At 70.0% G+C, this 22,421-nt stretch carries 20 protein-coding genes; 13 read left to right on the forward strand and 7 right to left on the reverse strand.

The window, feature by feature from the left end; all coding sequences use genetic code 11:
* Nucleotides 1-15 precede the first annotated feature (15 nt).
* The 7 genes from ACI6GS_RS16915 (at nt 16) to ACI6GS_RS16945 (ending at nt 8,977) form a co-directional block, all read left to right on the forward strand.
* Nucleotides 16-855 (forward strand): S49 family peptidase, encoded by an 840-nt coding sequence (locus ACI6GS_RS16915; protein ID WP_439814629.1) that lies wholly within the window; start codon nt 16-18, stop codon nt 853-855.
* 36 nt (nt 856-891) lie between these two features.
* Nucleotides 892-1,704: an acyl-CoA thioesterase gene (locus ACI6GS_RS16920; protein ID WP_439814630.1), complete on the forward strand. Its 813-nt coding sequence runs from the start codon at nt 892-894 to the stop codon at nt 1,702-1,704.
* 123 nt (nt 1,705-1,827) lie between these two features.
* Nucleotides 1,828-2,076 carry a hypothetical protein gene (locus tag ACI6GS_RS16925; protein ID WP_439814631.1) on the forward strand — a complete coding sequence of 83 codons (249 nt, stop codon included), beginning with the start codon at nt 1,828-1,830 and terminating at the stop codon, nt 2,074-2,076.
* A 111-nt stretch (nt 2,077-2,187) separates the two neighbouring features.
* Nucleotides 2,188-3,051, forward strand: coding sequence for a glycine--tRNA ligase subunit alpha (locus ACI6GS_RS16930; protein ID WP_439814632.1), 864 nt, complete (start codon nt 2,188-2,190; stop codon nt 3,049-3,051).
* A gap of 1 nt (nt 3,052) precedes the next feature.
* Nucleotides 3,053-5,155 carry a glycine--tRNA ligase subunit beta gene (gene glyS, locus ACI6GS_RS16935; RefSeq protein WP_439814633.1) on the forward strand — a complete coding sequence of 701 codons (2,103 nt, stop codon included), beginning with the start codon at nt 3,053-3,055 and terminating at the stop codon, nt 5,153-5,155.
* Between the two features lie 39 nt (nt 5,156-5,194).
* Nucleotides 5,195-7,864: a pyruvate, phosphate dikinase gene (ppdK, locus tag ACI6GS_RS16940; RefSeq protein ID WP_439814634.1), complete on the forward strand. Its 2,670-nt coding sequence runs from the start codon at nt 5,195-5,197 to the stop codon at nt 7,862-7,864.
* Between the two features lie 198 nt (nt 7,865-8,062).
* Nucleotides 8,063-8,977, forward strand: a complete 915-nt coding sequence (locus ACI6GS_RS16945; protein WP_439814635.1) for an ArgK/MeaB family GTPase — start codon at nt 8,063-8,065, stop codon at nt 8,975-8,977.
* Nucleotides 8,978-8,989: 12 nt separating this feature from the next.
* Here ACI6GS_RS16945 and ilvN read toward each other — a convergent pair whose 3' ends face one another.
* From ilvN to miaA, 3 genes are all read right to left on the reverse strand, one after another.
* Nucleotides 8,990-9,493 carry an acetolactate synthase small subunit gene (ilvN, locus tag ACI6GS_RS16950; protein ID WP_439814636.1) on the reverse strand — a complete coding sequence of 168 codons (504 nt, stop codon included), beginning with the start codon at nt 9,491-9,493 and terminating at the stop codon, nt 8,990-8,992.
* A gap of 122 nt (nt 9,494-9,615) precedes the next feature.
* Nucleotides 9,616-11,370: an acetolactate synthase 3 large subunit gene (locus ACI6GS_RS16955; protein ID WP_439814637.1), complete on the reverse strand. Its 1,755-nt coding sequence runs from the start codon at nt 11,368-11,370 to the stop codon at nt 9,616-9,618.
* 57 nt (nt 11,371-11,427) lie between these two features.
* Nucleotides 11,428-12,414: a tRNA (adenosine(37)-N6)-dimethylallyltransferase MiaA gene (miaA, locus tag ACI6GS_RS16960; RefSeq protein ID WP_439814638.1), complete on the reverse strand. Its 987-nt coding sequence runs from the start codon at nt 12,412-12,414 to the stop codon at nt 11,428-11,430.
* Between the two features lie 43 nt (nt 12,415-12,457).
* Here miaA and ACI6GS_RS16965 point away from each other — a divergent pair, with 43 nt between their 5' ends.
* Together ACI6GS_RS16965 and serB are read left to right on the forward strand one after the other, a co-directional pair.
* Nucleotides 12,458-13,219, forward strand: coding sequence for an SDR family NAD(P)-dependent oxidoreductase (locus ACI6GS_RS16965; RefSeq protein WP_439814639.1), 762 nt, complete (start codon nt 12,458-12,460; stop codon nt 13,217-13,219).
* Nucleotides 13,216-14,082, forward strand: coding sequence for a phosphoserine phosphatase SerB (gene serB, locus ACI6GS_RS16970; RefSeq protein ID WP_439814640.1), 867 nt, complete (start codon nt 13,216-13,218; stop codon nt 14,080-14,082). Before ACI6GS_RS16965 ends, serB begins: the two co-directional genes overlap by 4 nt.
* Before the next feature lie 97 nt (nt 14,083-14,179).
* Here serB and ACI6GS_RS16975 read toward each other — a convergent pair whose 3' ends face one another.
* Nucleotides 14,180-15,394, reverse strand: a complete 1,215-nt coding sequence (locus tag ACI6GS_RS16975; RefSeq protein ID WP_439814641.1) for an acetyl-CoA C-acetyltransferase — start codon at nt 15,392-15,394, stop codon at nt 14,180-14,182.
* Between the two features lie 307 nt (nt 15,395-15,701).
* Here ACI6GS_RS16975 and ACI6GS_RS16980 point away from each other — a divergent pair, with 307 nt between their 5' ends.
* A complete protein-coding gene (locus tag ACI6GS_RS16980) occupies nt 15,702-16,838 on the forward strand; it encodes an NAD(P)/FAD-dependent oxidoreductase (RefSeq protein WP_439814642.1) in 1,137 nt (378 codons plus the stop codon).
* On the opposite strand, the gene rtcR is transcribed toward ACI6GS_RS16980, so the two are convergent.
* Nucleotides 16,825-18,417: an RNA repair transcriptional activator RtcR gene (gene rtcR / locus ACI6GS_RS16985; RefSeq protein WP_439814643.1), complete on the reverse strand. Its 1,593-nt coding sequence runs from the start codon at nt 18,415-18,417 to the stop codon at nt 16,825-16,827. The two genes, ACI6GS_RS16980 and rtcR, sit on opposite strands and share 14 nt — an antisense overlap.
* A 288-nt stretch (nt 18,418-18,705) precedes the next feature.
* On the opposite strand from rtcR, the gene ACI6GS_RS16990 reads away from it, so the two are divergent.
* Nucleotides 18,706-19,932: an RtcB family protein gene (locus ACI6GS_RS16990; protein WP_439814644.1), complete on the forward strand. Its 1,227-nt coding sequence runs from the start codon at nt 18,706-18,708 to the stop codon at nt 19,930-19,932.
* A 39-nt stretch (nt 19,933-19,971) separates the two neighbouring features.
* On the forward strand, nt 19,972-20,985 hold the full coding sequence (rtcA, locus tag ACI6GS_RS16995) for an RNA 3'-terminal phosphate cyclase (protein WP_439814645.1): 1,014 nt from the start codon (nt 19,972-19,974) through the stop codon (nt 20,983-20,985).
* A 26-nt stretch (nt 20,986-21,011) separates the two neighbouring features.
* Here the strand turns inward: rtcA and ACI6GS_RS17000 are convergent, their stop codons facing one another.
* Nucleotides 21,012-21,275 carry a DksA/TraR family C4-type zinc finger protein gene (locus tag ACI6GS_RS17000; protein WP_439814646.1) on the reverse strand — a complete coding sequence of 88 codons (264 nt, stop codon included), beginning with the start codon at nt 21,273-21,275 and terminating at the stop codon, nt 21,012-21,014.
* Nucleotides 21,276-21,374: 99 nt separating this feature from the next.
* On the opposite strand from ACI6GS_RS17000, the gene ACI6GS_RS17005 reads away from it, so the two are divergent.
* Nucleotides 21,375-21,677 (forward strand): hypothetical protein, encoded by a 303-nt coding sequence (locus ACI6GS_RS17005; protein ID WP_439814647.1) that lies wholly within the window; start codon nt 21,375-21,377, stop codon nt 21,675-21,677.
* Here the strand turns inward: ACI6GS_RS17005 and ACI6GS_RS17010 are convergent, their stop codons facing one another.
* Nucleotides 21,678-22,376 carry an alpha/beta fold hydrolase gene (locus tag ACI6GS_RS17010; protein WP_439814648.1) on the reverse strand — a complete coding sequence of 233 codons (699 nt, stop codon included), beginning with the start codon at nt 22,374-22,376 and terminating at the stop codon, nt 21,678-21,680.
* Nucleotides 22,377-22,421 lie beyond the last annotated feature (45 nt).

A 22,421-nucleotide genomic window follows, 5' to 3' on the forward strand; every position in this document is an offset into this window, starting at 1 on the left:
AGGACAAAGCCCCCCATGCCGATTTCCCGGATCATCGAGGCCCTGCCCTTCGAGAGCCTGAAGAGCAGCCCCCGCGTCAACCTGATCCGCCTGCACGGCAGCATCGGCCCGCAGGGGCGCTTCGACCAGCGGCTGAACCTGCCGGGCCTGGCGCGGGAACTGGACGCGGCGTTCCGGCTGCCGGGCGTCGCCGTGGGCCTGCTGATCAACTCGCCGGGGGGTGCTGCCGTCGCCTCCTTCCAGATCGCGCGCCGGATCCGCGCATTGGCCGAGGAGCACAACAAGCCGGTCTTCGCCTTCTGCGAGGACGTTGCGGCGTCGGGCGGCTATATCCTGGCGCTGGCGGCGGACGAGGTCTTTGCCGATCCGGCATCGCTGGTGGGCTCGATCGGCGTCGTGTCGGCCGGCTTCGGCTTCACGGAAGCGATCGACAAGCTGGGGGTGGAGCGGCGCGTCTACACCGCCGGCCGGCGCAAGGCACTGCTGGACCCGTTCCGGCCCGAGAACCCGGAGGATGTCGCCCGCCTGCGCACGATCCACCAGGACATCCATCGCATCTTCAAGGAGTTCGTGCGCGAGCGTCGCGGCGACAAGCTCAAGGGCAGCGACGACGAACTGTTCGAGGGCCTGGTCTGGTCGGGCACGGAAGCCCATGCCCTGGGCCTGGTCGACGGCCTGGGCGACCATCGCAGCGTGCTGCGCGCCCGCTTCGGCAAGGCCCTGCGCTTCCGCCTGATCGAGCCGCGCCAGCCCTGGTGGGCTAGGCGGCCGGGCGCCGGCGCCGTCGCGGCCCTGCCCGAGCGCACGCTCGCGGCCCTCGAGGAACGCCTGCTCTGGTCGCGCTACGGACTGTAGTGTAGAGGGCGCTACCGTCCCCGACGCAGGCGCTCCATGCCGAAGCTCTTCTTCGACCTCAAAGCCACGCACAATCCGCATCGCTGGTTCATGCCGGTGGAGCCGCACATCTGTGTGGGCCACCCGGACAGCCGCTTCATGTTCGGCGGCGTCGGCCTGGGCTCGTCCATCGCGGCGCTGGAGCGCACGACCGGGCGGCCGCTGGTGTGGGCGACGGCGCAGTACATGGGCTATGCCCGGCCGCCCTCGATCGTCGACATCGACGTCTGGACCCCGGTCCAGGGCAAGTTCAACACCCAGGCCAATGCCAAGATCCACATCGACGACCGCGAGATCATCACGGTGATGGCAGCACTGGGCAGCCGGCCCGGACCGACCGCCCGCCAGGGCCGCCAGATGCCGGAGGTGCCCCCGCCTGACGACTGCGATCCCGACTGGTTCCGCAGCGACGATGACCTCAACAGCCGGCTCGACGTACGCATCGCGCGCGGCTTCAAGGGACCGAAGCGCACCCAGCAGCTGGAGCCGGACGGGCGCACCCTGATCTGGGCCCGGCCCAGGGGCGACGTGGTGGTGGACGCGACCGTGCTGGCGATCCTGGCCGACTTCGTGCCGCGCGGTATCTCGTCCATGCTGGGCGCCTTTGCCGGCGGCAACAGCCTGGACAATACGCTCCGCATCCACCGCCTGGTGCCGACCGAGTGGGTGCTCTGCGACATCTGGCTCAGCGGCATGGCCGACGGCTTCGCCCATGGCGACGCCAACCTGTTCTCGCAGGATGGGGTGCTGATGGCGACGGCCAGCCAGTCGATGATCGTGCGCGCGCCGCGCGCCGCGGCGGACGGCTGATGCCGCTGACCCGTGGCGCCTGATGCCTCGGGACGCGTCTCGCGCGCTTGACACGCCTGCGACCCCGGCCCGCTTGACCCGGCCAGGGCGGGCAACCGACAGTCCGGCCATGGGTATGACGGCATGAGCGGCTTCCTGGGCAAGCTGGTCCTTCTGGTCCTGGTGATCGTCGGCGTGTGGCTGGTCTTCCGTGCCGCCACCCGCTCCGCCGTGCCGGGCAAGGCCAAGCCCAGGGCCAACCGCGCCGGGCGCCAGGCCGGGGCGGAAACAATCGAGGACATGCGCGCCTGCGCCCGGTGCGGCACCTATGTCCCGGCCCAGGGGGGCCAGGCCTGCGGTCGTGGCGACTGCCCCCTGCTGCCCCGCGTCTAGGCCGGGGCCGATTGGCGCATCTCGCACCTGCACAAACCAGCACTGCGCGCGCACCGCTTGCCCGGCATAAGCCTGGGCTATAGGGTCCCGCATCCTTTGCCAGCCTGCCCCATGACCACGACCGCACCGCCGTTCCAGGACCTGATTCTCCGGCTCCAGACCTTCTGGGCCAGCAAGGGCTGCGTGCTGCTGCAGCCCTATGACCTTGAAGTGGGTGCGGGCACCTTCCACTGGGGTACGACGCTGCGGGCGCTGGGGCCGAAGCCCTGGAATGCCGCCTATGTCCAGCCGTCGCGCCGGCCCAAGGACGGCCGCTATGGCAACAACCCGAACCGGCTCCAGCACTATTACCAGTTCCAGGTGATCCTGAAGCCGTCGCCCGCGAACGTGCTCGACCTCTACCTCGGATCGCTGCGCACCCTCGGCATCTCAACCGAGCTGCATGACGTGCGCTTCGTGGAGGACGACTGGGAAAGCCCGACGCTGGGCGCCTGGGGCCTGGGCTGGGAAGTGTGGTGCGACGGCATGGAAGTGTCGCAGTTCACCTATTTCCAGCAGGTCGGCGGCATCGACTGCGATCCCGTCTCGGCCGAGATCACCTATGGCCTTGAGCGCCTGGCCATGTACGTCCAGGGCGTGGAGAACATCTACGACCTGGACTGGAATGGCCAGGGCGTCACCTATGGCGACGTCTACCTTCAGTCCGAACGCGAATTCTCCGCCTTCAATTTCGAACACGCGGACACGGAACGGCTGTTCCGCCACTTCGCCGATTCGGAGAAGGAATGCGCCTTCCTGGTCGAGAAGAAGCTGCCTTTGCCGGCCTATGACCAGTGTCTGAAGGCCAGCCACCTGTTCAACCTGCTGGATGCGCGCGGCGTCATCAGCGTGACCGAGCGCGCCGCCTATATCGGCCGCGTGCGCGCCCTGGCCAAGGCCTGCTGCCAGGCCTGGCTCGAATCGCAGGTGGCCTGACATGCCCGACTTCCTGCTTGAGATCTTCGGGGAGGAGATCCCCTCCCGCATGCAGGCGCGCGCCGCCGCCGACCTGAAGCACCAGTTCGCCGAACGGCTGAAGGCACAGGGCATCGCGCACGGCGCCGTAACCACCTATGTCACCCCGCGCCGCCTGGCCCTGATCGCGCGCGACCTGCCCGCGGCCCAGGCCGACCAGACCGAGGAACGTCGCGGCCCCCGCGTCGGCGCGCCGGACAAGGCGGTGGACGGCTTCCTTGCCTCCGCCGGCATCACGCGTGACCAGGCGGAGGAGGTGGAGACCGACAAGGGCCGCTTCTACGTGGCCCGCCTGTTCAAGCCGGGCCGCCGCACCGTCGCCGTCCTGGGCGAGATCGTGGCCGGCCTGCTGTGGGACTTCGCCTGGCCCAAGTCCATGCGCTGGGGCGCCGAGCCGTCGACCGGCCTGTCGTCCAAGCTGAACTGGGTGCGGCCGATCCATGGCGTCATCGCCCTGTTCGACGGCGACGTCGTCACCCTGCCCCTCACCCGCGAAGGCGATGCAGGCCACGGCATCGCCGCCGGCCGCTCCACCCAGGGCCATCGCTTCATGAGCCGCGGGCCCGTGACGATCGACGACCCCCACGCCTATGTCGCCGCCCTGCGCGAGGCAAAGGTGATGGCCGTGGCGGACGAGCGGCGCGACCTGATCGCCCGCGCGGCCGCCGAACTCGCCTTCGCCAAGGGGCTGGAGATCGTGCCCGACGAGGGCCTGCTGGACGAGGTGACGGGCCTGGTCGAATGGCCGGTGCCCCTGATGGGCCGGATCGACGACGCCTTCATGGACCTGCCGCCGGAAGTACTGGCGACGGCCATGCGCACCCACCAGAAATACTTTGCCGTGCGCCCGCGCGGCGGCACGGGCCTGGCGCCCTGGTTCATCACCGTCGCCAACATCGCTGCACCCGATGGCGGGGCACGGATCGTCGCCGGCAACGAGCGCGTGCTGCGCGCGAGGCTTTCGGACGCCCGCTTCTTCTGGGACAGCGACCGGAAGGAGACGCTGGAGTCCCGCGTCGCCGCCCTGTCCGGCATCGTCTTCCACGCCAAGCTGGGCACCGTCGCGCAGAAGATTGAGCGGGTGCGGGCGCTGGCCAAGGCCCTTTTGCCCTACGTTCCCGGCGCCGACGCTGCTGGCGTGGACCGCGCCGCCCTGCTGGCCAAGGCGGACCTAGTGAGCGGCATGGTCGGCGAGTTCCCTGAGCTGCAGGGCATCATGGGCCGCTACTACGCCCGTCTGCAGGGCGAGAGCGACACGGTGGCCGAAGCGATCGCCGAACACTGGCAGCCGCAGGGCCCGGGCGACGCCTGTCCCACGGCGCCGGTCTCCGTCGTCGTCGCCCTGGCCGACAAGCTGGACACGCTGGCCGGCTTCTTCGGCGTGAACGAGAAGCCGACAGGCTCCAAGGATCCCTTCGCGCTGCGCCGCGCGGCACTGGGCGTGATCCGCCTGGTCCTGGAGAATCGCCTGCGCGTGGCCCTGCTGCCGGTCTTTGCCGCTGCGGCACGCGGTCATGGCCAGGACGGCGATACGGTCGCTGCCGACCTTCTGGCCTTCTTCATCGACCGGCTGCGCGTGCATCTGCGCGAGCAGGGCAAGCGGCACGACCTGGTCGCGGCCGTCCTGGGCACCGGGACGGAGGACGACATCGTGCGCCTGATCGCCCGGGTGGAGGCGCTGGCTGCCTTCCTGGGCACGGACGACGGCGCCAACCTGCTGGCGGCCCAGCGCCGCGCCGGCAACATCCTGCGCATCGAGCAGAAGAAGTCGGGCGAGCGTTTCGACCAGGACCCCGATCCCGCGCTCTATGCCCAGGACGAGGAGCGCGCCCTGGCGGCAAAGCTGGGAACGGCCAGTGCCGCGACGACTTCAGCCGTCGCGGCCGAAGACTACGCCGCTGCGATGGCGGCCCTGGCGACGCTGCGGGCACCCGTGGATGCCTTTTTCGACCGCGTGACGGTGAACGCGCCGGAAGCCCCCGTGCGGGCGAACCGGCTGGCGCTGCTGTCACGCATCAACGCGACGATGGCCCTTGTTGCGGATTTCGCCCGGATCGAGGGCTGAACCCCCGATTTGGTTGCGTCAGGAGTGGAAAGCGGACGCATGACGACACTCAAGCGCATCTATGCCTTTGGCGGCGGCAAGGCCGACGGCAAGGCCGCGATGAAGAACCTGCTGGGCGGCAAGGGCGCCAACCTGGCGGAGATGAGCGCGCTGGGCCTGCCCGTGCCCCCCGGCTTCACCATCACGACCGAAGTCTGCACCGAGTATTCCAAGGTGGGCGGCCTGCCCCCCGGCCTGATGGCGGAGGTCGAGCAGGCGCTGGGCGTGGTCGGCGACCTGACGGGCAAGCGCTTTGGCGATGCCGCGGACCCGCTGCTCGTCTCGGTCCGCTCGGGCGCCCGGGCATCGATGCCCGGCATGATGGACACCGTCCTGAACCTGGGCCTGAACGACGCGACGGTGCAGGGCCTCGCGGCCCAGGCCAATGACGCGCGCTTCGCCTATGACAGCTATCGCCGCTTCATCCAGATGTATTCCGACGTGGTGCTGGGCATCGGCCACCACCATTTCGAGGAACTGCTGGAGATCCACAAGGAAGAGCGCGGCGTCGACCTGGACACCGAACTGGGGGCCGAGGACTGGCAGACGCTGGTCGCGGCCTACAAAGCCAAGGTGCAGGAGGAATTGGGCCGCCCCTTCCCCGACGATCCGTTGAGCCAGCTGGAAGGGGCGATCAGCGCCGTCTTCGGCTCGTGGCAGAACGCGCGCGCCCAGACCTATCGCCGCCTGCACGACATTCCGGAGTCCTGGGGCACAGCCGTCAACGTCCAGGCCATGGTGTTCGGCAACATGGGCGACACCAGTGCAACCGGCGTTGCCTTCACCCGCAACCCATCCACGGGTGAGCGCGCGATCTACGGCGAGTTCCTGATCAACGCGCAAGGGGAGGACGTCGTCGCCGGCATCCGCACGCCCCAGCACCTGACGCGCGTCGACCGCGAAGCCTCGGGCGAGACCAAGCCCTCAATGGAAGAGGCGCTGCCCGAGGTCTATGGCGAGCTTGTGCGCGTGTTCGACCTGCTGGAGCGGCACTACCGCGACATGCAGGACATCGAGTTCACGGTCGAGCGTGGCCGCCTCTACGTCCTCCAGACCCGCAGCGGCAAGCGCACGGCCAAGGCAGCGCTGCGCATCGCGGTCGAGTTGGCGACCGAAGGCCTGATCGACCAGAAGACGGCGATCGCGCGCGTCGAGCCTGCGTCCCTGGACCAGCTGCTGCACCCGACGCTCGACCCCAAGGCCAAGCGCGACGTGCTGACCCGCGGCCTGCCCGCCTCCCCCGGGGCGGCGTCGGGCGTGATCGCCTTCACGGCGGAGGAGGCAGAGGCGATCGCCGCCGAACGGCGCGACTGCATCCTGGTCCGCGCCGAAACCTCGCCAGAGGACATCAACGGCATGCACGCGGCGCGCGGCATCCTGACCAGCCGCGGCGGCATGACCAGCCACGCGGCGGTGGTGGCGCGCGGCATGGGCCGGCCTTGCGTCTCCGGCGCCGGTGCCCTGCGCATCGATGCCGAGGCCGGCACCGTCAGCGTCGACGGCCGTACCCTGCGGCGCGGCGACATCCTGACCATCGACGGCTCGACCGGCGAGGTCATGGCCGGTGCCGTCGCCACCGTGCAGCCCGAACTGTCGGGCGAGTTCGCGACCCTGATGGGCTGGGCCGACGGCGTGCGCCGGCTCAAGGTCCGCTCCAATGCCGAAACGCCGCTCGATGCCGAGACGGCGCGCCGCTTCGGGGCGGAAGGGATCGGCCTGTGCCGGACGGAGCACATGTTCTTTGATGCCGACCGTATCATTGCGGTGCGCGAGATGATCCTTGCGTCCAACGCAAGCGGTCGCAAGGCGGCGTTGGACAAGCTGCTGCCCATGCAGCGCAAGGACTTCGTCGACCTGTTCCGCATCATGGGCGGCCTGCCGGTCACGATCCGCCTGCTCGACCCGCCGCTGCACGAGTTCCTGCCCCATTCGGAGGAGGAACTGGCCCAGGTCGCAAGCGCGGCCGGCGTCAGCGTCGCGACGCTTAAGGCGCGCGCGGCCGAGCTTCAGGAAAGCAACCCGATGCTGGGCCATCGCGGCTGCCGCCTCGGCATCTCGTTCCCCGAGATCTACGAGATGCAGGCCCGCGCCATCTTCGAGGCCGCACACGACGCCACCGAGCAGGGCAGCGGGGCAGCGGTGGAGCCCGAGATCATGATCCCGCTGGCGGCGACCCGGCGGGAACTCGACATCCTCAAGGCGCGCATCGACGCGATCGGCGCGGAAGTGGCCAAGGCGCGGGGCCGCACGCTGAAGTACCTGGTCGGCACCATGATCGAACTGCCGCGCGCAGCCCTCCGCGCGGGCGAGCTGGCCGAGACGGCGGAGTTCTTCTCCTTCGGCACGAACGACCTGACCCAGACGACCTTCGGCATCAGCCGCGACGATGCCGGCCACTTCCTGGACGACTACCTGCGCAACGGCATCTTCCCCAAGGATCCCTTCGTCTCGATCGACGAGGATGGTGTGGGCGAGCTGGTGCGTCTGGCGGCGGAACGCGGACGCAAGACCCGGCCCGCCGTGAAGCTGGGCATCTGCGGCGAGCATGGCGGCGATCCGGCCTCGATCGCGTTCTGCGAATCGGTTGGCCTGGACTATGTCTCGTGCTCGCCCTATCGCGTGCCCATCGCCCGCCTGGCCGCCGCCCAGGCCGCCCTGGCCAAGGGCTGAGGCTTTTGCCCAGGGTCTCCGCAGCGGCTCCTTCCCCCCTCGCGGGGGAAGGCTGGGATGGGGGGGGCCGTGACGCCTTTGGGCGTTAGTCGGTCGGCGCAACCCGACCGCTCTCGTCTTGATCGTTCATATGGCGGGACCGCCCCCCCCACCCTGCCCTCCCCCGCGAGGGGGGAGGGTTCTCAGCGGTGACCTGGCATGAGCACCATTCTCGACACCATCCGGGGCAACAAGGCGGCGCTGGCGCAGGCACTGGCGCGGCTGGAGCGCGAGCCTTGGGGGCAAGCCTCCACCGACCTCCTGAATGCCGCGTGGGAGGAACCGAGCGCGCAAGTCGTGGGCCTGACCGGCCCGCCTGGCGTGGGCAAGTCGACCCTGGCCGGCGCCGTGGTCGCCGCCTGGCGCGCGCAGGGGCGGACGGTTGGCGTGATCGCGGTCGACCCGTCGTCCAGCCGCTCCGGCGGGGCGCTGCTGGGCGACCGCGTGCGCATCGCCACGGCGGCAGAGGATCCCGGTGCCTTCGTTCGCTCCATGGCGGCGCGTGACCGCCTGGGTGGCCTGGCCAGCCTGACCTGGAGCGCCATGGTCCTGATGCGGGCGCTGTTCGACCGCGTCCTGATCGAGACGGTGGGCGTGGGCCAGTCGGAAACGGACGTGACGGGAGCCGCCGACACGGTCGTGTTCTGCGCCCAGCCCGCCTCCGGTGACAGCCTGCAGTTCATGAAGGCGGGCATCGTCGAGATTCCGCACATCGCGGTCGTCACCAAGGCCGACCTGGGCGATCCAGCGCAGCGCGCCGCCAGCGACCTGAAGGGCGCCCTGAGCCTGGCCGATCACGGCGACTGGATCGTCCCCGTCCTGCTGGCCTCGGCCGCCACGCGCAGCGGGATCGATGATCTGGTCGCCGACCTGGACCGGCATTTCGCCCATCTGGTGGCGACAGGCCAGCTGGCGCCCCAGCGCGACAGCCAGGCGCAAGCCTGGCTGCACGACCTGGTCCGGACGGAACACGGTCGGCGCGGTCTGGCCCGCCTGGGCGGGTCGCTCCGCCTGCGCGACGGCCAGTCGCCCTTCGCGGCCGCCCGCGCGAGCCTTCAGGCGCTGGACGCCTAGGGCCACAGCGGCCTAAAGCGCCTCCGCCCCGCGGCGGATCGCGACCACGCCGGTGCGCGACAGTTCCACCAGGCCCAGCCCGCGCATCAGGTCGATGAACGCGTCAATCTTGGTCGTGGCGCCCGTCGCCTCGAACACGAAGGACTGGCTGGTCGAATCGACCACGCGGGCGCGGAAGGCATCGGCCAGGCGCAGGGCCTCCACCCGGCGCTCGCCGGTGGAGACAACCTTGATCAGCGCCAGCTCACGCTCCAGGCTGGGGCCGTCGATGGTCAGGTCGGCGACCTTGTGCACCGGCACCAGGCGGTCCAGCTGCGCCTTGATCTGCTCGATGACCATCTCGGTGCCGGAGGTGACGACGGTGATCCGCGACAGGTTGCGCGCATCCTCGACCTTGGCGACGGTCAGGCTTTCGATGTTGTAGCCACGGCCGGAGAACAGGCCGATGACACGGGCCAGGACGCCCGCCTCGTTGTCGACCAGGACGGCTATCGTGTGTCTGCGTTCCGCGGACATGTGCACCCCCAAAGGCTCCGGCTGCCGCTCCCTCGCGGTGCGCCGGACGCCCCTTCTAGCAGAATTGGCGTGAGGTCAAAGGCATCTCCGCCCCGCGCACAGGCGCGGGGCGGCGTGCGCGATCAGACCAGTGCGAGACCTTCGGCCGAGGTGACGGATTCGTCGTCCGGCCCCAGCATCATCTCGTTGTGGGCCGCGCCCGACGGCACCATGGGGAAGACGTTCTCCGCCTTGTCCACCAGGCAGTCGACGATGACGAATTTCGGCGTCTCAAGCATCGCCGCGATGGTCGCGTCCACGTCCTCGGGCTTGGAGCAGCGCAGGCCCACGCCGCCGAACGCCTCGGCCAGCTTCACGAAGTCGGGCAGGCTGTCCATGTAGCTTTCGGAATAGCGGCTGCCATGGTTCAGCTCCTGCCACTGCCGCACCATCCCCATGTACTCGTTATTGAGGATGAAGACCTTGACCGGCAGGCGGTACTGCGCCGCCGTCGACAGCTCCTGGATGTTCATCAGGATCGAGGCCTCGCCCGCGATGTCGATCACGGTCGCGTCCGGATGCGCCAGCTGCGCGCCGATGGCGGCCGGCAGGCCATAGCCCATCGTGCCCAGGCCCCCGGACGTCAGCCAGCGGTTCGGCTCGTCGAAGCGATAGAACTGGGCCGCCCACATCTGGTGCTGGCCCACCTCGGTCGTGATGATCGTCTTGCGGTCCTTGGTGGCTTCCCACAGGCGCTGGATCGCGTATTGCGGCTTGATCAGCTCGCTCGACGGGCGATAGCGCAACGAGTCGCGGCTGCGCCAGCCGTCGATCTCGGCCCACCAGGCGGCAAGCGCCTCCTTGTCGGGGCGCATCACCTTGCTCTTCCAGACCTTGATCATGTCCTCGAGCACATGGGCGGCGTCGCCGACGATGGCCACGTCGGCGCGCACGTTCTTGTTGATCGAGGACGGATCGATGTCGACGTGGATCTTCTTGGAGTTGGGCGAAAAGGCGTTGAGCCGGCCGGTGATGCGGTCGTCGAAGCGGGCCCCCAGGCAGATCATGACATCGCAGTCATGCATCGCCATGTTGGCCTCGTACGTTCCGTGCATGCCCAGCATGCCCAGCCACTGCTTGTCGCTGGCGGGATAGGCCCCCAGGCCCATCAGGGTCGAGGTGATGGGATAGCCCGTCATGCGCACCAGCTCGCGCATCAGCTGGGCTGCCGCCGGACCGGAATTGATGATGCCACCGCCGGTATAGAAGACGGGCTTCTTCGCCTTGGCGATCAGGTCCATCGCCTCGCGGATGCGCGGCAGCTCGCCCTTCAGCTGCGGGCGATAGCTCTTGTGGTGCACATTGGCCGGCGGCACGTAGGAGCCAAGCGCCAGCTGCACGTTCTTGGGCAGGTCGACCACGACGGGGCCCGGCCGGCCGGAGCGGGCGACGTAGAACGCCTCGTGCAGGACGCGCGCCAGGTCGTTGACGTCGTTCACCAGCCAGTTGTGCTTGGTGCAGGGCCGCGTGATCCCCACGGTGTCCGCCTCCTGGAAGGCGTCGCTGCCGATCAGGTGCGTCGGCACCTGGCCGGTCAGGCAGACCAGCGGGATCGAATCCATCAGGGCATCGGTCAGCCCGGTCACCGCATTGGTGGCGCCGGGACCCGATGTCACCAGCAGGACGCCGACCTTGCCCGTGGAGCGGGCATAGCCCTCGGCCGCGTGGGCGGCACCCCCCTCTTCCCGGACCAGGATGTGGCGGATCTGGTTCTGCTGGAACAGCGCATCATAGATCGGAAGGACGGCCCCCCCCGGATAGCCGAAAATTACCTCTACGCCCTGATCAGCCAGTGCCTTGAGGACGATCTCAGCTCCTGTCATCTGCTTGGGCGTCATTGTGGTCATTCCATGGCTATACGGCCGGCCTTTGCCGGAGCCGCGCACCCTAGTGGCTCAAAACCCGGGGGTCAAGCGTCCTTTCGGCAGTTTCGACAAGATTTCAGCAGCATAGCTTTCCGAATGTTGCGCATCTATCCATGACCAGGGCAACATTCTTCCCCGGAACCAGGTCATCTGCCGTTTCGCGTACTGCCGCGTCGCAATTGCCACGGCCTCGATCGCCTGCGCCAGGGTCAACTCGCCGCGCAGGTGGGCCGCGAACTGCGCAACACCCAGCGCCCGCATGGCGGGAAGCGCAGGGTCCAGACGCAACGCCAGCAGGGCCATGACCTCCTCGCGGGCGCCTTCCTCCACCATGGCGACGACCCGGCGTTCGATCCGGCGCAGCAGGACATCGCGCGGCGGGGCCAGCACGAAGCCCAGCGCCGCGCCCGGCAGCGCGGGCAGGCCACCTGCCCGCTGCAGGTCCAGCAGGGACCGCCCGGTCGCCTCCCACACTTCCAGGCCGCGCAGGATGCGCTGGCGGTCGCCGGGCTCAAGCCGTGCGGCCAGGGCGGGGTCGCGGGCCCGCAACAGGTCATGCAAAGGTGCCCCCTCCTCGCCCCAGGCACGGACGCGGGCGCGCACCGGGGGCGGTATTTCCGGCACCTCGGCCAGGCCGCCCAGCAGGCTGCCGAAGTAAAGCCCGGTGCCGCCGACCAGGATCGGCCAGCGTCCGGCGGCGCGCGCCTCGGCAATGGCCTTCAGCGCGTCCGCCCGCCAGGACGCGACATTGGACACCTGCGCCGCCGGGACGCTGCCGTAGAGGCGATGGGGGGCGGCGGCCTCGTCCTGTGGCGGCGGCCGCGCCGTCAGGATGCGAAGCTCGCGATAGACCTGCATGCTGTCGCAATTGATGATCGTGCCGCCCAGGGTCTGGGCCAGCACCAGGGCGGTGCGCGACTTGCCACTTGCGGTGGGCCCGGCCAGCAGGATGGCCGGCGGCCCGGCCGCGCCCTGCGAGTTGTCCGGATCGCCGGTCCGGGGCAGAGTGCCCGCCACCAAGGGAACTCCCATCAACGGATCATCGGGCGGGGAAGCATTCATGGACCTGGGACTGAAGGGGTTGAGGGCGGCCGTCACCGGCGGCACCCGCGGCATCGGCCGCGCGATCGTCGAGACACTGGCCGCCGAGGGCTGCTCCGTAGCACTTTGCGCGCGCAAGGGGGACGAGGTCGAGGCAACCGTCGCCGCGCTGAAGGCCCGGGGCGCCACCGCGACGGGCCAGGCGGTCGACGTGGCCGACGCGGCGGCGCTGAAGCGCTGGGTCGATGCCTCCGCCCAGGAGCTGGGCGGCCTCGACATCCTGGTCGCCAATGTCTCGGCCCTGGCCGCCGGCACCTCGGAGGAGGCGTGGAAGGCCGCCTTCCAGGTCGACCTGATGGGCACGATCAACGCGGTCGAGGCGGCGCGCCCGCACCTGCTGGAATCCAAGGCCGGCTCGATCGTGGCGATCAGCTCGATCTCGGGCGTGCAGGTATTCGGCGGGGCCGACGCCTATGGCACGTTCAAGGCGGCCCTGCTGTTCTATGTGAAGGGGCTGTCCGACGAGCTGACGCCGAAGGGGATCCGCGTCAATGCCGTCAGCCCCGGCTCGATCTTCTTCGAAGGCGGCGTCTGGGACATGATCAAGACCCACATGCCCGACCGCTACAACCACATGCTGTCGCTGAATCCGATGGGCCGCATGGGCACCCCGGAAGAGGTCGCCCGCGTCACCGCCTTCGTCTCCAGCCCGGCCGCCTCCTTCGTCTCGGGCTCGAACTTCGTGGTCGACGGCGCCGTCACCAAGCGCGTGCAGAATTGAGCAACATCCTGACCCTGGCGGGTCCGGGGCTGAGCCCCGGACTTGCCGAACGCGTGCGCGCCGCGGTCGGTGGTGCGCCCCTGGTCTGGCTGGGCAGCCATGCCTGCGACATGGTCGTCAATGACGTCGTGCCGGTGATCGAGGATGGCGCCCGCCACGCGCTGAAGGGGGCGTCCGTCGACCTGCTGGCGCAAAGCCTGGCGCACCGCCGCAAGAAGCTGCTGATCGCCGACATGGACTCGACGATCATCACCTGCGAATGCCTGGACGAGCTGGCCGACTTCGCCGGGGTCAAGGCCGAGATCGTGGCGATCACCGAACGCGCGATGCGGGGCGAGCTCGACTTCTCCGCGGCCCTCCGCGCCCGGGTGGCCAAGCTGCAGGGCCTGGCCGAGAGCGCATTGGAACAATGCTATGCCGAACGGGTGCGCCTCAATCCGGGTGCCTCCACCCTGGTGCGGACAATGGCCGCGCACGGGGCGGCGACGGCGCTGATCTCGGGCGGGTTCACCTTCTTCACAGAGCGCGTCGCACGCCTTGCCGGCTTTGCCGAGCATCGCGCCAACGTGCTGGACGCGGCCGACGGCGCCCTGACCGGCACGGTGGCCGAGCCGATCCTGACGGGCGAGGCCAAACTTGCCGCGCTCAACGAACTGGTCGCGCATCACGGCCTGGACATGGCGGAGGCGATGACGGTGGGCGACGGCGCCAACGACGCCCCCATGCTGGCGGCGGCCGGCCTGGGCATCGCCTATCGCGGCAAGCCGGTGGCCCAAGCCGCGGCCCGCGCCCGCCTGGACCATGCCGACCTGGACGCCCTGCTCCATTTCCAGGGCTACCGCACGAGCGACTTCGTCTCCTGACCGCAGGCCGTCCCTCTTCCTCCCCGGTCCCGCCGGGGCGGGAGGCGGGACCAGGGCAGGAACGGGGACCTGGCGCGGGTCCCCGTCCCTCCCGCGGTCAGCGCGCGCGCTCGAAGACGGCGGCGATGCCCTGGCCGCCGCCGATGCACATCGTCTCCAGCCCGTACTTCCCGTCGCGGCGCACCAGTTCGCGCGTCAGGTTGGCCAGGATACGCCCGCCGGTGGCGCCGATCGGATGGCCCAGCGAGATGCCGGAGCCGTTGACGTTCAGGATGTCGTGCCGGCTGTCCTGCGGCCCCCAGCCCCAGCCCTTGAGGCAGGCGAGCACCTGCGGCGCGAAGGCCTCGTTGAGCTCGATCACGTCGATGTCGTCCCAGCCCAGGCCATTGCGCGCGAACAGCCGCTCGACCGCGGGTACCGGGCCGATGCCCATGCGGCTGGGATCGCACCCCGCCGCCGCCGCGCTGTGGAAGAAGGCGATGGGCTCAAGGCCCAGCTCCTCCAACTTGTCTTCGGCCACGACCAGGCAGGCGGCGGCGGCGTCGTTCTGCTGGCTGGCATTGCCGGCCGTCACCACGCCGCCCTCGATCGGGCGCAGGCGGCCCAGCGTCTCCATGCTGGCATCGGCGCGATAGCCCTCGTCATGGCTGAAGACGAACGGGTCACCCTTCTTCTGTGGGACCGAGACCGGCACCAGCTCGTCGTCGAACAGGCCCTTGGCCCAGGCGGCGGCGGCGCGCTGGTGGCTGCGCACGGCATAGGCGTCCGCGTCCTCGCGGCTGATGGCATAGTCCTTGGCCAGGTTCTCGGCCGTCTCGATCATGCCGCTGATGACGCCGAAGCGCTCGATCGGCTGCGACATCAGGCGGCCCCGGGTCAGGCGGTCGTGCAGGGTCAGGTTGCCGGCGCGCACGCCGCCGCGCACATCGGTCGTGTAGTGCTCGACATTGGACATCGACTCGACGCCGCCGGCGACGACCACGTCCGACATGCCCGTCTGGACCATCATCGCGGCATTGACCACGGCCTGAAGCCCCGAGCCGCAGCGCCGGTCCAGCTGATAACCTGGCACCTCCAGCGGCAGGCCCGCGGCCAGCCAGGACCAGTGGCCGATGGCCGGGGCCTCGCCATTGCCATAGCCCTGCGAGAAGACGACGTCGTCGACGCGCGCCGGGTCGATCTTCGTGCGCTCCATCAGCGCCTTCAGGATGACGCCGCCCAACTGGCCAGCGGACATCGAGGCCAGGCTGCCACCGAACTTTCCCACGGCAGTCCTGATGGGCGTCACAATCGCGGCACGGCGCAGGGTCATTGATCTTCTCCCATGCGGGCACCGGCGCTGGCGCCCGTTCTTGTCGTCTGGTGGGTCCGGTCGAACTGGATGGCAAGCGCGTAGCAAGGCTGGCCGCCGAAAGCTAGTCGCTTGGACGCGTCCAACCACGCGCCACCGGTTCGCAAGGGGGACCGCGATTGCGCGGAACTCCAGGGCGCGCAGTTCGTTGGGCAGCCCAGCCTGGAGGTTGCTGATGCTTACGGAACAGCGTGACTTGAGGACGGGGCGACCATGCTGGTCGGACCCGGACGGCGCGGCCCTGCCATCGGCCGCGGCGCCGGGCCACGTGGACGTGGCAATCGTCGGCGCGGGCGTCATGGGCGCGATGCTGGCGGACCGGCTGGCCGGCAGCGGGGCGCGGGTCGCCCTGTTCGACCGCAGGCCACCCGCGGCCGGCAGCACGGCGGCGTCGACCGCGCTGGTCATGTGGGGCATGGACGTGCCGCTGACCCACCTTGCCCGCGACATCGGCGCCGAGGAGGCAGCCCGGCGCTGGCGCCGTGTGTACCAGGCGGTGCAGCGCCTGGCGCGGCATGTCGACGAGGGCGGGCTGGACGCGCGGCGGATCGACCGTCCCGAGCTGTACCTGGCGGGCACGCTGCTGGATGTGGAGGCCCTGGCGGCGGAGGGCGCAGCGCGGCAGGCCGCGGGCCTGCCCTCGACCTTCCTGGACGCGGCGGACGTGGGACGACGCTTCGACATCGCGCCCCGGGCGGCCCTGCTCTCCGGCGGTGCCTGCGAGGTCGATCCCGTGCGCCTGACCCACGCGCTGCTGCAGCGCGCGATCGCTGCCGGGGCCACCATCACCTGGCCCAGCAACGTGATCGGGCTGGATGAGGACGCGCAGCGCGTCCGGCTGTACCTGGAGGATGGCGGCAGGGTCTCGGCCGACCACGTGGTGATCGCGGGCGGCTATGAGCGCGCCCTGGCCTTGCTGCCCGACGACTTCGAGCTCCTCTCCAGCTTCGCGATCGCAACCCCGCCCGGCACGGCGCCGCTGTGGCGCGAGAACGCGCTGATCTGGGAAGCGTCCGACCCCTACCTCTACACCCGCGCCACGGCGGACGGCCGTGTCATCGCGGGCGGCGGAGATGAGGAGACGACCGACCCACAGGCGCGTGACGCGCTGATGGACGCCAAGACCCGGATGCTCCGCCGTCGCCTGGGCGAGCTCGCCGACACGCCGGAACCGGTGGTCGATTGCGCCTGGAGCGCGCTGTTCGGCACCTCGCCCGACGGCCTGCCGGCGGTCGGCCGTGCCCAGGGCCAGGCACGCACCTGGCTGGCCAGCGGCTTTGGCGGCAACGGCGTCAGCTTTGCGGCGTTGGCGGCCGAGCTGATCGCGGCCGAGCTGGAGGGGACGCCGGACCGCGATGCCGCCTGCTTCGATCCCTATCGCTTCCAGGACCTCAGCCGTCGGTGATCGCCGTCCAGTCCAGGCCGAAGCGGGCCAGGTACTTGCGCAGGCGATCGGCGTCGTTGGCGCTGGCCCGGCGCGTGCGCGAGACGGCGAACAGGGCGCGCCCGGCCTCCGACAGCGACCGGCTGGCGCGGCAGACCCGGACCACCTCCGCCAGCTGGACGCGGTCGAACGGGTCCAGCGCCGCCACCGCTTCGGCCGGAAGCACGGCGCGCAGGTCGGCTGCCGGCTGTGCTGCCTGGCCGGACCACAGCCGACCCAGGCGCGCGATCTCTGCCTCCACGCAGTCCAGGTCGATGCGGCCCTTCGGCGACAATGTCGCCATGCGCGTGACGCTGGCGGCCAGGTCGCGGAAATTGCCGGGCCAGGATGCCTCCGGCCCGGTGGCAAAAGCCAGGTAGCGGGTGCGCGCCTCGCGGTTGAAGCTGACGTGCTCGCCCTCCCGCTCGGCGAAGCGGTCGAGTTCGTAGTCCAGGTTGGGCTCGACGTCCTCCCGCCGCTGGGCCAGGCCCGGCAAGGCAAAGGTCCACAGGTTCAGGCGGGCGAGCAGGTCGTCGCGAAAGGCGCGGCGCGCGACCGCGTCGCCCAGGTCGCGATTGGTCCCGGCGATGAGCTGGAAATCCGACTCCACCTCGCGGTCCGAGCCCACGGGCAGGAAGCGCCGGTCCTCGATCGCGCGCAGGATCATCGCCTGCTCGTCCAGGCCCAGCTCGCCGATCTCGTCCAGGAAGAGCATGCCCTTGTCGGCCGCGCGCAACAGGCCCGGCCGGTCGGCCACGGCACCGGTGAAGGCACCCTTGCGGTGCCCGAACAAGGCCGACATGGCGCCATCGCCCCGCAGCGTCGCGCAGTTCACCTCGACAAACGCGCCGCCCACCTGATGCTTCTGGCGCTTCAGTTCGAAGATGCGGCGCGCCAGGTGGCTCTTGCCCGCACCCGTCGGCCCCATCAGAAGGATGGGCGCGCGCGAGCGCAGGGCTACCTGCTCGATCTCGTCGATCATGCGGTTGAAGGCGGCACTCCGCGTCTCGATCCCCGACTTCAGGAACGAGGTCCCCTCCGCCCTGGCGACGGCGAAGCGGGTCGCGATGCTGTCATAGCGCGACAGGTCCAGGTCGATGACGGACCAGGTGCCAAGTGGTCCGCGTTCCCGCTTCCGCGGCGATGTCTGCAACAGCCGCCCCGGCAGGTAGCGTGCCTCGGTCAGCAGGAACAGGCAGATCTGCACGACATGGGTGCCGGTCGTGATGTGGATCAGGCAGTCCTCGACCTCCGGGTCGAGGGCCTGCCCCCGCGCGAAGTCCAGCAGCTTGCCGTAGACCTCCTCGAAGTCCCACGGGTTGGCAAAGTCGATGACCCGCAGCTCCACCCGCGTCTCGGGCGAGACAGAGGCGATGTCGGCGGCCACGAACTCCGCCAGCCGGCGATGGGGCGAGCCATGCAGCAGGATCAGGCGGTCGACGCGCAGATCCTCGTTCATGACCAGGCTGACCGTCGGCCGCCAGCGCTCCCACCGGCTGGGCTGGAATGCGCTGGCATCCAGGGTCGAACCCAGGAAGCCGATGACGACGAGGGGCTTCATTCCTATACGATAGGATAAAGTACGATCCTGTGCGATCAACTTTACTTCTGCCCGCTTGCCGGGCCTCTCGCGCCAAAGCCGCGGCATTCCTGGGCAGGGCCAGAATGGCCAGCGCCGGGGCTGCGGTTGGCACGCTCCCTGCTATGGAGGGCATGTCCGGCGCAGCGGCCTATCCGCGGATGCAGCCGGCCAGGTGGTGCAGGGGCGGCCGGAATGGGCTGGCCGCCCCCAGGGTGCGGATGGGCAAGCCGCCCCGGTGCCACCGAACAGGGTGAAGGACAGGTCAGCATGTGCGAACGAAATCATGACATCCAGCACGTGGAGGGCGGCGTGCCGATCCGGCTGTGGACGCGCGGCGTCCCGGTGGAGGACAAGGCCCGCGCGCAGCTGGTCCGGGCCGCGCAGATGCCGTTCGTGTTCAAGCATGTGGCGGTGATGCCGGACGTTCACGTGGGCATCGGCGCGACCGTCGGTTCGGTCATCCCGACCCGCGGCGCCATCATCCCGGCGGCGGTCGGTGTCGATATCGGCTGCGGCATGATGGCGGCGCGCACCTCGCTGGTCGCGGCGGACCTGCCCGACACCCTGGAGGGCGTCCGCGCGGCGATCGAGCGCGCCGTGCCGCATGGCCGCGAGGTGAACCGCGCCAAGCGCGACAAGGGCGCCTGGGGCGAGCCCCCGGCCGAGATCGTGGAAGCCTGGGCCACGCTGGCGGAGCGCTTTGCCCGGATCACGGAGAAGTACCCACGCCTGAAGAACACCAACAACCTGGTGCACCTGGGGACGCTGGGAACCGGCAACCACTTCATCGAGCTGTGCCTGGATACGGAACAGCGCGTCTGGGTGATGCTGCACTCGGGTTCTCGTGGGGTCGGCAACGCGATCGGCACGTTCTTCATCGAACTGGCGAAGAAGGACATGCGGACCTGGTTCGTGAACCTGCCGGACGAGGACCTGGCTTATTTCCCGGAAGGGACGCAGCACTTCGCCGACTATGTCGAGGCGGTGGGCTGGGCCCAGGACTTCGCGGCGCTGAACCGGCGCATGATGATGACCAACGTCATCCGTGCGCTGCGGACCCAGGTCGACAGGCCGTTCGAGGCCGAGCTGGAGGCGGTGAACTGCCACCACAACTACGTGGCGCGGGAACACCATTTCGGCGAGAACATCCTGGTCACGCGCAAGGGGGCGGTGCGCGCGGCAAAGGGCGCCTTGGGGATCATTCCGGGCTCGATGGGGGCGAAGTCCTTCATCGTGCGCGGCCTGGGAAACCCGGACTCGTTCGACAGCTGCAGCCACGGCGCGGGCCGCGTGATGTCCCGCACGGCGGCCAAGAAGCTGGTCACGCTCGCGGAGCACGTGGCCGACACCCAGGGCGTGTCGTGCCGCAAGGATGAGAGCGTGATCGACGAGACGCCGCGCGCCTACAAGCCGATCGAGGCGGTGATGGCCGCCCAGGCCGACCTGGTCGAGATCGTCCATACGTTGAAGCAGGTCGTGTGCGTGAAGGGGTAGCGCCTGCTGCCCCTTCCGTCACCCGGCGGAGAGAGTGTCATGATCGTCATCGACGGATCGGAGGGCGAGGGCGGCGGCCAGGTCGTGCGCAATGCGCTGGCCCTGTCGCTGGTCACCGGCCAGCCGTTCCGCATCACCAGCATTCGCGGCCGGCGACCCAAGCCTGGGCTGATGCGCCAGCACCTGACCGCGGTCGAGGCAGCCTGCGCCATCGGCGGCGGCACGTGTGACGGTGCCGCCGTCAACGCAACCGAAATCACCTTCCGGCCGGGCCGCGTCCGGGCCGGCGACTACCACTTCGCCGTGGGCACTGCGGGCAGCACCGGGCTGGTCCTTCAGACCATCCTGCTGCCGCTGGCCCTGGCGGACGGCCCTTCCCGCCTGGTGCTGGAAGGCGGCACGCACAACGACATGGCGCCGCCCTTCGACTTCCTGGAGCGGGTCTTCCTGCCGGTCGTCAACCGGATGGGGCCATGTGTCGAGGCCCGCCTTGTGCGCCACGGCTTCCATCCGCGAGGCGGCGGCCGGATAGAGGTCGCGATCACGCCGGCACCATTGCGCCGTGTCGAGTGCACGGCGCGGGGGCCGCTGGTCTCCGTCGCGGCGACCGCGCTGTTCGCCGCCCTGCCCTTCGACATCGCCGAGCGCGAGCTGAAGGCGGCACGCACCATCCTGGACTGGCCGGAGGACGCCTTCCGCGTGCGGCAGCTGCCCGGCGACCAGGGTCCCGGCACGGTGCTTCTGCTGGAGGCGCAATTCGCGCACGGGGCCGAGATCGTGACCGGCTTCGGCCGCTTTGGTACGCCGGCGCACCAGCTGGCCAGGAAGGCGGCGCGGCGCATGGCGGGCTACATCGCGGCGGGTGCCTTTGCCGGGCCCTTCCTGGCGGACCAGCTTCTGCTGCCTCTGGCACTGGCGGGCGGCGGCGCCTTCACCACCGTGAAGCCCAGCCAGCACAGCCGGACCGCGGCCGACATCATCGCCCGCTTCACAGGCCGCCACTGGCACTTCGTCCCCCAGGCCGACGGGACGCACCTGGTGTCGCTGGCCTGACTCGGCGCAGGACAGCCACCTTGAGCTCAGCGCAGCTGGCTGTCCTTGCTGCCCCGCCGGTTGAAGCCGGCGGGGCGGAGCTTGGCATCGCGCTCGGCCTGGCAGGCCACGCAGGTGCGCGTCGACGGCAGGGCGCGGCGGCGCGCCTCGGGGATATCCTCGCCGCAATCGTCGCAGGTGGGCGAACCGATGCCGCCGGCCATGCGGGCGCGTGCGGTGTTCACCCCATCACTGACCGTGTCGTCGATCTGGTCCTGGATATTGCCGTCGCGCGTCCAGCCACCGGCCATTGCGTGTTCCCTTTCCCGGTCCTGTCGGGCTTCGTATCGTGCCGCCCTCAACACCGGGCGGTCCAGACTGGTTCGCGCGGATCAGCCCTGGAGTGTGCGATGGGCCTGGCCCTGGACGGCTGGATGGTGGAGTGGGACCCGGGCGATCCCACCTCGGTCCGCGTGGGGCCGTGGCCCGACCGCACGGGCTGGACCCGGAACTGGACGTTCAAGACCGGCGCCTATGACCAGGACGGCAGCGCCACCACCCCGGCCGAGCAGTTCGGCGCGATGATGACGATCTTTGCCCTGCTGGTCGTGCGCGACGGCCTCGACCCCGCCTTGCTTCACCGCGAGTTCAGGAAGATCGATGCCTACCGCGCGCAGGTCGGCCACCGCATCGACGGCGACGCGGAAGGCTAGTCAGGACCAGGTCAGCCATTCGCGCAGCAGCGCCGTCGTCTCCTCAGGGCGTTCCATCGCCGGCAGGTGTCCGCAATCCGGCAGGACGTGCAGGCGCGAGCCGGCAATGCCGCGGTGGATCTCCTCCGCCTCGGCCACCGGCGTCAGCTGGTCGTTGGCGCCGACGACGACCAGCGTGGGCACGCGGATCGTGCCCAGGATGGGCCGCGAATCGGCGCGGGCCAGGATTGCCTCCTGCTGCCGCACGAAGGCGGCGCCGCCAACCCGCCGCGCCATCGCCTTCAACGCGGCACCAACCTCCGGCGGCACGTTGCCCACGTCGATCAGGTAGGGCAGCAGCCGGTCGGTGACGCCGGCAAACCGCCCGCTTTTGAGCGAGGCTATGGCCGCCCGCCGCTTGGCCTGGCGGGCCGGGTCGTCGGGTCCGGCACTGGTATCGAACAGCGCCAGGCGCTCGACCCGCTCAGGTGCCTGGCGCATGATCTCAAGCGCCACATAGCCCCCCATCGACAGGCCGGCCAGGGCGAAGCGGGGCGGCGCCGACGCCAGGCAGCGCGCGGCCATGGCGGCGATCGTGTTGTCCTGGCTCAGGTCCCCGACCGTCGCCTCGACACGGCTGCCGAGCTCCTCGACCTGTGCCGCCCACAGGCGTGCGTCGCACAGCAGGCCCGGCAGGAGCAGCAGCGCCGTCGCACTCACCGGCGAAGCGCGGTCAGGATGCCGTCCGCCCATACCACGCATTCA

The sequence above is a fragment of the Zavarzinia sp. CC-PAN008 genome (assembly GCF_051903925.1).
GTDB lineage: Bacteria > Pseudomonadota > Alphaproteobacteria > Zavarziniales > Zavarziniaceae.